General features: G+C 73.7%; 8 protein-coding genes and 1 pseudogene. All 9 read left to right on the top strand.

Features of this window, described 5'->3' with window-relative positions:
* A pseudogene (locus AQJ91_RS52220) lies at positions 1-126 on the top strand (sulfate adenylyltransferase subunit CysD); the annotation flags it as partial.
* Between the two features lie 2 nt (positions 127-128).
* Complete coding sequence (locus AQJ91_RS21200; RefSeq protein WP_067023954.1) at positions 129-1463, top strand: sulfate adenylyltransferase subunit 1; 1335 nt, start codon at positions 129-131, stop codon at positions 1461-1463.
* A gap of 221 nt (positions 1464-1684) precedes the next feature.
* The gene (locus AQJ91_RS21205; RefSeq protein ID WP_067023957.1) at positions 1685-2788 is read left to right on the top strand and encodes an aliphatic sulfonate ABC transporter substrate-binding protein; all 1104 of its coding nucleotides are present in this window, start codon (positions 1685-1687) and stop codon (positions 2786-2788) included.
* Between the two features lie 38 nt (positions 2789-2826).
* Positions 2827-3615, top strand: a complete 789-nt coding sequence (locus tag AQJ91_RS21210) for an ABC transporter ATP-binding protein (protein WP_067023960.1) — start codon at positions 2827-2829, stop codon at positions 3613-3615.
* A complete protein-coding gene (locus AQJ91_RS21215; protein ID WP_067023963.1) occupies positions 3602-4510 on the top strand; it encodes an ABC transporter permease in 909 nt (302 codons plus the stop codon). Before AQJ91_RS21210 ends, AQJ91_RS21215 begins: the two co-directional genes overlap by 14 nt.
* 6 nt (positions 4511-4516) lie before the next feature.
* Positions 4517-5257 carry a sirohydrochlorin chelatase gene (locus AQJ91_RS21220; RefSeq protein ID WP_067023966.1) on the top strand — a complete coding sequence of 247 codons (741 nt, stop codon included), beginning with the start codon at positions 4517-4519 and terminating at the stop codon, positions 5255-5257.
* Between the two features lie 115 nt (positions 5258-5372).
* Entirely contained in the window at positions 5373-7577 is a 2205-nt protein-coding gene (locus AQJ91_RS21225) for a hypothetical protein (protein ID WP_067023969.1), read from the top strand.
* Between the two features lie 3 nt (positions 7578-7580).
* Positions 7581-8831, top strand: coding sequence for a TRAFAC clade GTPase domain-containing protein (locus AQJ91_RS21230; protein WP_067023974.1), 1251 nt, complete (start codon positions 7581-7583; stop codon positions 8829-8831).
* Positions 8828-12328: a GTPase-associated protein 1-related protein gene (locus AQJ91_RS55825; RefSeq protein ID WP_234382695.1), complete on the top strand. Its 3501-nt coding sequence runs from the start codon at positions 8828-8830 to the stop codon at positions 12326-12328. Before AQJ91_RS21230 ends, AQJ91_RS55825 begins: the two co-directional genes overlap by 4 nt.
* Positions 12329-12382 lie beyond the last annotated feature (54 nt).

Below are 12382 nucleotides of genomic sequence, written 5' to 3' on the forward strand. Positions count from 1 at the left end.
ACCACGCTGGACGCCGTGATCGCCGAGATCGCCGCCTCGCGGCTCACCGAGCGCGGCGCCACGCGCGCCGACGACAAGCTCTCCGAGGCCGCGATGGAAGACCGCAAGCGCGAGGGGTACTTCTAAGCATGAGCACGATCACGCCCGAGGAACTCTCGGCCACCACCCTGCTGCGGTTCGCCACCGCCGGCTCCGTCGACGACGGCAAGTCCACGCTCGTCGGACGGCTCCTGCACGACTCCAAGTCGATCCTCACGGACCAGCTGGAGGCCGTGGAGCGCGCCTCGGCGAGCCGCGGCCAGGAGGGTCCGGACCTCGCCCTGCTGACGGACGGCCTGCGCGCCGAGCGCGAGCAGGGCATCACGATCGACGTGGCGTACCGTTACTTCGCCACGCCCCGGCGCCGGTTCATCCTCGCCGACACGCCCGGCCATGTGCAGTACACCCGCAACATGGTGACGGGTGCCTCCACGGCCGAGCTGACGGTGATCCTGGTCGACGCGCGCAACGGCGTCGTCGAGCAGACCCGCCGGCACGCCGCCCTCGCCGCGCTGCTGCGGGTGCCGCACGTGGTGCTCGCCGTCAACAAGATGGACCTGGTCGAGTACAAGGAGTCCGTGTTCGCGGCGATCGCCGAGGAGTTCACCGCGTACGCGCTCGAGCTGGGCGTCCCGGAGGTCACCGCGATCCCGATCTCGGCGCTCGCCGGTGACAACGTGGTGGAGCCGTCCGCGAACATGGACTGGTACGGCGGGCCGACCGTCCTGGAGCACCTGGAGACGGTTCCGGTCGCCCACGACCTGAGCCACTGCCACGCCCGGCTGCCCGTGCAGTACGTGATCCGCCCGCAGACCGCCGAGCACCCCGACTACCGGGGCTACGCCGGCCAGATCGCCGCCGGTTCGTTCCGCGTCGGCGAGCAGGTCACGGTGCTGCCGTCCGGCCGCTCGACGAAGATCTCCGGCATCGACCTGCTGGGCAAGCCGGTCGACGTCGCCTGGACCACGCAGTCGGTGACCGTCCTGCTGGAGGACGACATCGACATCTCGCGCGGCGACCTGATCGTGCCCAGCAAGGACGCGCCGCCGACCACGCAGGACATCGAGGCGACCGTCTGCCATGTGGCCGACGCCCCGCTGACCGTCGGACACCGGGTGCTGCTGAAGCACGGCACCCGGACGGTGAAGGCGATCGTCAAGGACATCCCGTCCCGGCTCACGCTCGACGACCTGTCCCTGCACCCGCACCCGGGACAGCTCGTCGCCAACGACATCGGCCGGGTGAAGGTCCGTACCGCCGAGCCGCTGCCGGTCGACTCCTACGCCGACTCGCGGCGCACGGGCTCGTTCATCCTGATCGACCCGAACGACGGCACGACCCTCACCGCGGGCATGGTCGGCGAGTCCTTCGCCGCGCCGGAGCCGGTCAAGGACGGGACCGACGACGACGGCTGGGACTTCTGAGGATGAACTCCACCGACTACTACTCCACGTTCGCGAAGGAGGGCGGCCGCGTCGGCAGCGGTGCTCTCGGGAGCGGGCAGGGCGGGGTGGCGCGATGTGCGCGCTGACGTACGCGCACCGCATGCGCGCCCCCGCCTCCCGCAACCGAAGACCTGCCGACCCCCCGGCCACGGCCTGAGACACCAGCCGTGACCGCCGGGCCTCCGAGAGGAACACCTCCCGTGCCTGCCAAACCCGCCCTGCGCCGCGGCCTCGCGGTCCTGGCCGCCCTGCCACTGCTCGCCCTCGCGGGCTGCGGCTACGGCTCCCAGGCCAAGGACGACGACACCGTGAAGGTGGCCGCCGGGGCGAAGAAGACCGACGGTCTCGACTCCGTCAAGATCGGCTACTTCGGCAATCTGACCCACGCGACCGCGCTGGTGGGCATGCAGAAGGGCTTCTTCCAGAAGGAGCTCGGCGCCACCGAGGTCAAGCCCGCCGTCTTCAACGCCGGCCCGTCCGAGATCGAGGCGCTCAACTCCCGGTCGATCGACATCGGCTGGATCGGTCCCTCCCCGGCGATCAACGGCTACACCAAGGCGAGCGGCAAGAACCTGCGGATCATCGGCGGCTCGGCGTCCGGCGGCGTGAAGCTCGTCGTCAACCCGGACAAGATCAAGTCGCTGGGGGACGTCAAGGGCAAGCGGATCGCGACCCCGCAGCTCGGCAACACCCAGGACGTGGCGTTCCTCAACTGGGTCGCGGAGCAGGGCTGGAAGGTCGACGCGCAGAGCGGCAGGGGCGACGTCACGGTCGTCCGCAGCGACAACAAGGTCACCCCGGACGCCTTCAAGGCCGGTTCCGTCGACGGCGCCTGGGTGCCGGAGCCGACCGCATCGAAGCTGGTCGCCGAGGGCGGCAAGGTGCTGCTGGACGAGTCGGCGCTGTGGCCCGACAGGAAGTTCGTGATCACGAACATCATCGTGCGGCAGGACTTCCTGAAGGAGCACCCGAAGGCCGTCGAGGCGGTGCTGAGGGCCTCGGCCGAGACCAACAAGTGGATCAACGCCAATCCGGACGAGGCGAAGGCCGCGGCGAACGAGCAGCTGGCGACCGACTCAGGCAAGGCGCTGCCCTCCGACGTCCTCGACCCGGCCTGGGAGTCGATCCAGATCACCGACGACCCGCTGGCCGCCACCCTCGACACCCAGGCCGAGCACGCGGTGAAGGCGGGCCTGCTGGACAAGCCCGACCTGAAGGGCATCTACGACCTCACCCTGCTGAACAAGATCCGCAAGGCGGAGGGCGAGAGCACCTTCGACGACGCCGGTCTCGGCGCGAGCTGAACCCGATCCCGATGACTACATCCCAGGAGGTGACGACCATGGCCACCACCCTCGCCAAGGCCGCCGACGGCACCGAGGTCGCCGAGCACGCCGCCCGGATCGAGCACGTCTCGAAGTCGTTCGCGGGCCCCGCCGGGCAGCAGCTCGTGCTGGACGACATCAGCATCGATGTCGCGCCCGGCGAGTTCGTCACCCTCCTGGGCGCCTCGGGCTGCGGCAAGTCCACGCTGCTCAACCTGGTGGCGGGGCTCGACAAGCCCAGCGCCGGCACGATCACCACGGACGGCCGCCCGGCGCTGATGTTCCAGGAGCACGCCCTGTTCCCGTGGCTGACCGCGGGCAAGAACATCGAACTCGCCCTGCGTCTGAGGGGGGTTCCGAAGAACGACCGGCGCGAGAAGGCGGAGGCGCTGCTCGAACTCGTCCGGCTGAAGGGCGCGTACGGCAAGCGCGTCCACGAACTGTCCGGCGGTATGCGGCAGCGCGTCGCGATGGCCCGGGCGCTCGCCCAGGAGAGCAAGCTGCTCCTGATGGACGAGCCGTTCGCGGCGCTCGACGCCATCACCCGGGACGTGCTGCACGACGAGCTCACCCGGATCTGGGAGGAGACCGGGCTGTCCGTCCTCTTCGTCACGCACAACGTGCGCGAGGCGGTACGGCTCGCCCAGCGCGTCATCCTGCTTTCCTCCCGGCCCGGCCGGATCGCCCGCGAGTGGACCGTCGGCATCCCGCAGCCGCGCCGCATCGAGGACGCCCCCGTGGCGGAACTGTCCGTCGAGATCACCGAAGTACTGCGTGGGGAGATCCGCCGCCATGGCCAGCACTGACACCAAGTCGACCGACGCGCGAGGCGAGGACAGCAGCTCCTCCCTGGCCGGCCTGGAGGCGGGCCTGGACGCCCTGGAGTCGTCGGTCACCGGGCGGACGCCCTTCCGGCAGACCTTCACCCAGAAGATCCTGCCGCCGCTCCTCGCGATCGCGGTGGTCCTCGCCGTCTGGCAGGGGCTGGTCACCTTCAAGATCGTCGACGATCCGAGCCGGCTGCCCTCGCCGGGCGCCGTGTGGGACGTCGTCCACCAGTCGTGGCTGGAAGGCACGCTGCTCGGCTACATCTGGACCAGCGTCTCGCGCGGCCTGCTGGGCTTCCTGTTCGCCCTCGCCATCGGCACCCCGCTGGGTCTGCTGGTGGCCCGGGTGAAGTTCGTGCGCGCGGCGATCGGCCCGATCCTGTCCGGCCTGCAGTCGCTGCCGTCGGTGGCCTGGGTGCCGCCGGCCGTGATCTGGCTGGGCCTGAACAACCAGATGATGTACGCGGTGATCCTGCTCGGCGCCGTGCCGTCCATCGCCAACGGCCTGGTCTCCGGCGTCGACCAGGTGCCGCCGCTGTTCCTGCGGGCGGGCCGCACGATGGGCGCGACGGGGATGAAGGGCACCTGGTTCATCACGCTGCCGGCCGCGCTGCCCGGCTATGTGGCCGGTCTGAAGCAGGGCTGGGCGTTCTCCTGGCGCTCCCTGATGGCCGCCGAGATCATCGCGTCCTTCCCCGACCTGGGCGTGGGCCTTGGCCAGTTGCTGGAGAACGGCCGCAACGCCTCCGACATGGCCATGGTCTTCGAGGCCATCCTGCTCATCCTGGTCGTCGGCATCGCGATCGACCTGCTGATCTTCAGCCCGCTGGAGCGGTGGGTGCTGCGCAGCCGCGGTCTGCTGGTGAAGGGCTGAACTCATATGCGCCAGAAGCCGGTTCTTCTCGTCATCGCCCACGGCAGCCGTGACCCGCGGCACGCCGCGACGGTGCACGCCCTGGTACGCCGGGTGCGCTCGCTGCGCCCCGGCGTACGGGTGGAGACCGGCTTCCTGGACTTCAACATCCCCTCCGTACAGGGGGTCCTGGAGTCCCTGGCGGCGGAGGGCGTCCGTGACGTCGTGGCGCTCCCCCTCCTCCTGACGCGCGCCTTCCACGCGAAGGCGGACATCCCGGCGGTCCTGCGGGACGCGCCGCCACAGCTGCGGATCCGGCAGGCGGAGGTGCTCGGCCCGGCGCCGCTGCTGCTGTCCGCGCTGGAACGGCGGCTGTACGAGGCGGGGCTGACGTCCGCCGACAAGTCCTCGACCGGGGTCGTGCTGGCCTCGGCGGGGTCCACCGACCCGGAGGCGATCGCAGTGATCGCCGACATCGCGCGGGAGTGGTGGCACACCGGTTGGTGCGCCGTGCGGCCTGCGTTCGCCTCCGCCGCTCTGCCCCGCACCGAGGACGCGGTACGGGAGTTGCGTGCCCTCGGCTGTGAGCGGGTCGCCGTCGCGCCGTACGTCCTGGCACCCGGCTTCCTCCCGGACCGCATCGCGCGGGGCGCGGCCGGGGCCGACGTCCTCGCCGACGTGCTCGGTGCGGCGCCGGAAGTGGCGCGGGTGCTGCTGGAGCGGTACGACGCGGCCCGGGTGCCGGTGCTGACGGCCGTCGGGGCCTGAACGTCACTTCTCCCCAACGGGTCCGACCTGCTCGGATTCCGAAAAAACTCCTCCCCGCCGCCCGGGGATCTGCTGGGATGGTCCCTCGAAGTCCGAGCGGGGGAGCACAGTACACGTGGCGGGTCGGGAGTTCGGGCATCACCTGGGGCTGCCCCGGGCGCTCTCCGGGCTGCCGCTCAGCCCGCTCGTCCCCGGCTACGGCGCCCTCGCCGCCGCCCAGCACACGGCGGGCCTACGGCATGTCGGCGAGGCCCTCGCGCCCGCGGGCGTCGGGCTGGGCGTCCTCGACGGGCTGTACGTGCCGTCCGGTCCGCGTGGCCGACGGCGGGTGGACGGTGCGTTACTGGACGACCTCGCCCGTGCCGCGTCCCCGTCGGCCGCCGTCGCGGGGCTGCTGGCGGAGGCGTACCGGCGTGATCCGCAGGCGCCGCGCCGGATCGTGCTGTACCAGCTGATCGGGCTGCTGCAGGACCGTCCCCTGGCTGAACGCCCGTGTACCGCCGCCGAGTTGGGGGTGCACCCCGAGGAGACGGCCGGACTGGTGGCGGCGACCCGGCTGCGGCCCGTCCTGGACCGACGGCAGCGCGACGCCGCCGAGGGCCTCGCCGACGCCTGGGAACAGCACCGGCTGCATCGCGTGCGCGCCCTGCTGGAGCGGCTCCCGAAGGGCGGCGGCGATCCGGCGCTGGACGGGCTGCGGGCCGCCCTGACCGCCCGGCTGGACATCGTCGAAGCGGCCCTGCTCGCGGCGCGGGAGGCCATGGTGCGCGGGGAAGCGGAGGCCGCCACCGAGGCGTGTCTGCGCGCCCTGCACGAGGCCGCCGACGACCGGCGGGCGCTGCGCGCACTGGTACGGGCTCACACGCCCCGAGCCGGACACGCCGCTCCCCTGCACACCGAACTCGCCCCGGAACATGTCGCGTTGAGCTGGCGGGACACCGGCACCGAGGGCTACGGCGACTGGCGGCTGCTGTGCCTGTACCGCGATGCGCAGGGCGTGCCGAAGGTCCGTGAGGTGGCCGCGCGGGGCCTCGCCGCCCGGGACACGGCCGTCGCTCTCGGCAGCACCGTCCGCTACGCCGCACTCCCCCAGCGCGACGGGCGTGCCGCCGGTCCGCCGGTCGTCTCGCACCAAGTGCTGGTCGCCCCCGAGGTCACCGGGCTGACCCTGACCGACGGGCCCCGGCGCGTCGAGGGCTCCTGGCAACGGCCGCCGGGCGCCGCCGAGGTGACCGTCGAGCACACCGGACCGGACGGCACCACCGGACAACTCCCCTCCGGACCAACCGGATTCACCGCCTCCGGCCTGCCCACCGGCGCCCACGCCTTCCGCGTCGTCTGCCACTACCGGGCCCCCGGCGGCACCCTCGTCCCCTCCTCCGGCGTCCGCGCCACCCGCGGCGTCCACCCCTGGCCCGAACCGGTCCGCACCCTCACCGCCCGCCCCGACGGCGACGCCCTGCGGTTCGACTGGACTGGCGCGCAGGGCGCCGAGGTCCGGCTGCTGCGGTGGCCCGGCGAGATCCCCGCGCCCGGCACCGAACTGCGCACCGACGAACTGCCGGTACGGCTGGACCAGGGCGGGCCGCTGCTCCGGCTCCCCGCCGGGTACGCCCGGGTCGCCGCCGTCGCCGTGCTCGGCGAGCGCGCGCTGGCCGGTCCCGCGGTCGACGTCGAGGCGCTGCGCCCGGTGACCGGGCTCGCCGCCCACCGGCTCCCGGACGGTCAGGCCGAGATCACCCTCGACTGGCCCGACGGCGCCGGTCATCTCATCCTGACCTGGGAGTCCCTGACCTCCTCGAACGGAGAGGCGGCCGGCGGGGAACGGACCGTCACCGCGCACGCCTTCCGGCGCGGCGGACTGCGGCTGCCCGTCGGCCCGGGCGGCGTACGGATCCGGGCCGCTGTCGCTCCCCAGGCGCCCGGCGCGGTCGTCGTACCGGCGACGACCGCCGAGGCGCTGCTGCCGCCGGACGCGGCCATCGGCTACCAACTCGTCCGCCCGCCCAGGAAGTTCCTCGGCCGGGGTGGTGGCCGTACGCTGCTGCGGGTCACCCTCTCCGCTCCCGGGGGCCATCCGTCCGTCCCCGAGTTCGTGTGCGTCGCCCGCAGCGGTACGATGCGCCCCCGCAGCGCCACCGACGGCACCACCCTGCTGCGGATCCCCGGCACCCACCTGACCCGGCACGGCACCGTCGAGCAGGAACTGCCGACCGCGCCCTGCCCCGCCCCGTACACCCTGCGCGGCTTCCTGCTGGGAGAGCACGCCGCCGCCGTCCGCCTCGAAGAACCGTCCCCCGCGACCCTGGTGGTGCGCTGAGCCATGACGACCGTGATCTGCCCGTACTGCTTCGACCGCGCACCGGCGGCCAAGCTGCCCTACCGCTGTCTGATGACCCCGAGCGGCGTCCGCGGCGGTACGCCCTGCGGTCCCGAACGCGACGACGTCTGGGCCGGGTTCATGGGCCCGAGCGTGCCCCCGGCGGCCCGGATGCGCGGCCCCGTGTTCAGCCCGGCGCGCAACGTCGCCGCGCTCACGGCCGGGCTGCGCGGCGGCGGCAGCAGCGTGCCCTGTCCCGGCTGCGGGGTGTCCACGCCGGTGCGGGTGTGCCGGTCCTGCCACAGCGACCTGCCCAGCGACTACTGCGACCAGGACAGCCGCATCATCGCGCTGGTCGGTGCGAAGGCCTCCGGCAAGAGCACCTATGTGTCCGTCCTCGTCAACGAGTTGAACCAGCGGGTCGGGCAGGCCTACCACGCCGTGCTGGCGGCGATGGGGCAGTCCACCCAGCAGCGCGACAAGGAGATGGCCGAGGACCTGTACGACCGGCTGCGGCTGCCGGACGCCACCAGACCGGCCGCCCTCGGCTTCAACGACCCGCTGCTGTACCGGCTCAGCGTGCCGCGCCGCGGCCGGCTGGGCTCCGGCACCCGGCACACCACGCTGGTGTTCTTCGACGCGGCCGGCGAGGACCTCGCGGGCGCCGAGGCGATGGACCGCTACACCCGCTACCTGAGCGCCGCCGACGGCATAGTCCTGCTGGTCGACCCGCTCCAACTCGGCTCCGTACGGGACCGGTTGCCGATCCACGACGGTCCTCCGCTGCCCGTCGTGGAGACCCCGCCGCAGCAGATCGCCGCCGACCTCGCGGCGCAGCTGCGCGCCCACGGCAAGGGCGGCTCGCGCGGCCGGGTGACCACGCCCATCGCGGTGGCCGTCACCAAGACCGACATGCTCAAGCCGCTGCTCGACCCGCATTCGCCGCTGCTCGCCAACGCCTCGCACACCGACGGCGCGTTCGACCAGGACGACCGGCTCGCCGTGCACGAGGAGATCCGGTCCCTGATGGCGGACTGGGACTCGGGGGCGCTGGTCCGGCAACTGGAGTTGGACTTCGCCGAGTTGTCACTGTTCGGGCTGTCGGCGCTGGGGGCACCACCGCCCGCCGACGCGCCGGCCGACGTACCGAAATCGGGGCCGCGGCCGATCCGGGTGGAGGATCCGCTGCTGTGGCTGCTGGCCCGGCGCGGACTGCTGCCGGTCCGCACCGCGGGGAAGGGACGAGTCAAGTGACCCTGGCCCAGCTGCACTACACATCAGCGCCGCCCGGCCCCGACGGCTCCGGGTTCCGGTTCACCGCGGTCAGCGCGGGGGTGCCGCAGGGGCTGCTGCGGGAGGCCGAGCAGCTCATCGGCTACGAGCCGCCGCGGGACTACCCGGCACGGCCGGACGCGGAGCAGCTCAAGTCGTTCCCGAAGGCGTTCAGCTTCAGCGAACTGGCGGACGGCGGACGGCTGTTGAGCCGTTCCGTCTACACGGGGGCGGACTACAGCGGCCGTTGGGGCAACTTCCACGCACACGCCCTGCATCTGCCGCCCGGCGTACGGCTGCCGGACGGGGCGCTGCCCATCACGGCGTGGGAGTCGCCGCGCTGGTGCGACGCCACTCCCCCGGGCGGCCGGCCCGACCCCATCGAGCACTTCGAACCCTCCGGGCTGCTCCGCAAGGACAGCCTGGTCTCCTTCGCCGTGTCCCGCGCCGACCGGCTCGCCGCGTTCTTCGCCGACCTGCGGGCCCTCGCCGCGGACCCGGATGCCGGGCAGATCGTGCTCGTCGAGCAGGACAGCGCCGACGTGGCCCAGTGGATCGCCCTCGCCTGCACGGTGCTGCCGCGCGAACAGGCCCACCGGCTGACGTTCACGACGTACACACGCCGGCCGCAGCAGGCCCGCCAGCAGATCATCGGCGCCCTCCCGTCGTCGGAGTCGGTCGCCCACGACCACCGCTACCGGGTGCACGACTGCACCGGCCGCGCGTCTGCCGGGCCGGTCACGGACGCGTGGGCCGACGTGTGCGCACGCATCTGGCGCGCGGGCCGCCCCGACCTGTTCCGGGACGCGTCCGGGGACGCCGGGGAGCTGGCCGTGTCCGCGCTGGTCGCCGGGGTCGAGCTGGGTGCGGAGGGGCGTACGGCGGGGGCGCGGTGGGCGACGGAACGGGTGGGGGCGCTGCCGGACGCGACGGTGGCGGGGCTGGTGGAAGCGTTGTGTGCGGGTGGCGGTGTGGGCGTCGGTGGCGTACGGCCGGCAGTGGGGCGTTCGGAGGAGCGGGACGCCGATGCCGTGCGGCGACGTCCTGACACCCCGGGCGACTCCGAACAGGAGGCGCTGGCCGCGCTGTTCGAGCGGCTGGAAGGGCGGCTGCCGACCGCTGTGACCGCGCCCCTCGCCGCGCGCGTGCTGGCCTCGGCCGTGCTCGGCCGGGGGCCCGTGCCCGCGCTGCGCGCCGGGTCGCTGACGCCACGGGCACAGGCCGAGCTGGCCCGGGACCTGGCGCCCGCGCTGCGCTCGGGCATCGCCGACGAACGGGATCCGGCCGTCGGCCGCCCGCTCGCGCTGCTGCGGATCGCCGACCTCCTCGATATCGACTGCCAGGACCTCCTCCCGGAACTGGCGGGCCGCCTCGCCCGGTCCCTGGTCGCCGAGCCGACACCCGACGCGGCGGACCACAGGCCCGCGGGCGCCGTGGCCCATCCCGCGGGGTACGGGGCGGGTGGCTCTACGGGCAGGGACGCGACGGGCGGCGGGGGCCGGGCTTCGGGGGGCGCCGCGGGGGATGCGTGGGGCCGTGCCCCGGCCGACTCTCAGGGGTACACCGCGGCGGGGAGCGCGGGCCGCGCCCCGGCCGACCCCGCCGGCGGCGCGGGTTACGCCCCGGCCGCCGCCTCCGGCCGCACCCCCGGGGCCCCTCCGGGGTACGCCCCCGAGCACACTTGGGGCCGTACACCGGCCAACTCACCGGGATCCAGCCCGGCCGGCACCTCGGGCCACACCTCCGCCGACCCCGCCGGCCACACACCGGGGGAAGCATGGGGCCGCACCTCCGCCAACCCACCGGGTTCCAGCACGGCCGACACCTCGGGCCACACGCCGCCCGGCAGCGCGGGTCATCTCCCGGCCGACCCCTCGACCCCTCGGGGACACGCCCCCGGGGACACCTGGGGCCGAACCCCGGCCAGCCCACCCGGTCGCCCCACGGCCGACACCACAGGCCATCCCCCCGCCGACTACTCGTCGGGGGCTGCTTGGGGCCGTACCCCAGCAAACCCGCCGGGCTCCAACGCAGCCGGCACCTCGGGCCGCACCCCCACCGGCAACACACGGTCCGGCAGCGCGGGTCATCTCCCGGCCGACCCCTCGACCCCTCGGGGACACGCCCCCGGGGACACCTGGGGCCGAACCCCGGCCAACTCACCGGGTTCCAACACACCCACCACCCACTCCGGCTCCACACCGGGGGACGCCTGGGGCCGAACCTCAGCCAATCCATCGGGTTCCAACACACTAGGCGCGACAGGCCGCGTCCCCGCCACCCACTCCGGCAGCGCGGGCTACAACACCCAGGCCGACCCCTCGGGACGTACCTCGGCGAACGCCTGGGGGGCTCCCCCTGCCGGCGGCCGCGCCTCGGCCCAGGCAGGCCCCGCCCTCCTCGACGCCGTGCACGATCACCCCGCCCTGCGCATCGCACTCTTCGCCGCGCTCAACGCGCTCGCCGCCGCCGATCCGCCGGTCGTCGCGCGGATGCTGGCGGGGTCGGGGCTCCCTGTTGAGCTGCAGCCCGGGAATCCGCATCTGCGGATGTGTGTGCTGGCGGGTGCGGTCGGCGGGGGTGGTGTGCGGCTGGGGCGGTTTCATGACGTCCTGCGGACCGCTGGGAGTTCGCCGCACGCCGATCCGGACGTGCTGCGCACCGCGCTCCGGCTCGTGTGGGCCGGGGAGCTTCCGACCGGGGAGGAGGCGAGCCGACTGCTGAACGAGCTCGGCTCCGACATCCATCGCGCGGCCGGCACCCGGGACCTGCTCGTCGAGGCCGCTCTCGCCGCGCCCCCGGACGACCGGGACGTGCCCGCTCTCGCCGTCGAGCTGCTCACCGCGTTCCCGACGGAGCTGCGCCCGGGACAGCGCGCCGCGCTGCTCCTGCTGGAGTTCGCGGGGCTGCTGGGCACGGACGGTGAGGGCGAGGGCTGGGTCCCCAGGGTGCTGCAACTGCGGGACGGCGCCGCCGAGCCCGTACCGGAGACCGTGACCGAGCGGGTGTTCGGCGCGCTCGCGTGGCGGCTCGTGAAAGGGCCGACGCCCGAGAGTGAGCTGTATGCCATGGCCCGGTCGGCCGAGCCGGGGCTGCTCGCGGCGTATGAGCGGGCGGGGCGTTCGGACCGGGTGGGCGACCGGCTGCGGACGGTGCCGGCGTACGTCGCCTTCTGCTTCAGTGCCTGGAGCACCTACCCGGGGACCCACCCGGCCTGGGACGAGACCCGTAACGCCCTGCTCGGCAAGGTGCTGCGGCCGATCGTGAAGGCGTTGCCCGCCGAGGACGTCACCGCCGTGGAGGCGGCACTCGGGCGGGCGGGACGCGGCAAGCTCGACGCGTTCCGGGCCTGGAACCGGCCCGGCGCGCTCGGGCGGCTCGCGGGACGGTTCTCCGGGCGGGGACGGCGAGGTGAACCGCCCTCGCCGCCCTCCCTACGGCACGGCGACATCGAACCACCCGGGAGAGGCGGCCGATGAGTTCCCCGCTCCTGCTCCTCACCCTGTCCGGCACCGCACCGGCTGAAGGAGGCC

This window comes from Streptomyces dysideae (assembly GCF_001514305.1).
Classification (GTDB): Bacteria; Actinomycetota; Actinomycetes; order Streptomycetales; family Streptomycetaceae; genus Streptomyces; species Streptomyces dysideae.

What these genes read in the sequence shown, in the direction of transcription:
- AQJ91_RS21200 (WP_067023954.1), top strand. Translation starts at nt 129, where the DNA reads ATGAGCACGATCACGCCCGAGGAACTCTCGGCCACCACCCTGCTGCGG.
- AQJ91_RS21210 (WP_067023960.1), top strand. Translation starts at nt 2,827, where the DNA reads ATGGCCACCACCCTCGCCAAGGCCGCCGACGGCACCGAGGTCGCCGAG.
- AQJ91_RS21215 (WP_067023963.1), top strand. Translation starts at nt 3,602, where the DNA reads ATGGCCAGCACTGACACCAAGTCGACCGACGCGCGAGGCGAGGACAGC.
- AQJ91_RS21220 (WP_067023966.1), top strand. Translation starts at nt 4,517, where the DNA reads ATGCGCCAGAAGCCGGTTCTTCTCGTCATCGCCCACGGCAGCCGTGAC.
- AQJ91_RS21230 (WP_067023974.1), top strand. Translation starts at nt 7,581, where the DNA reads ATGACGACCGTGATCTGCCCGTACTGCTTCGACCGCGCACCGGCGGCC.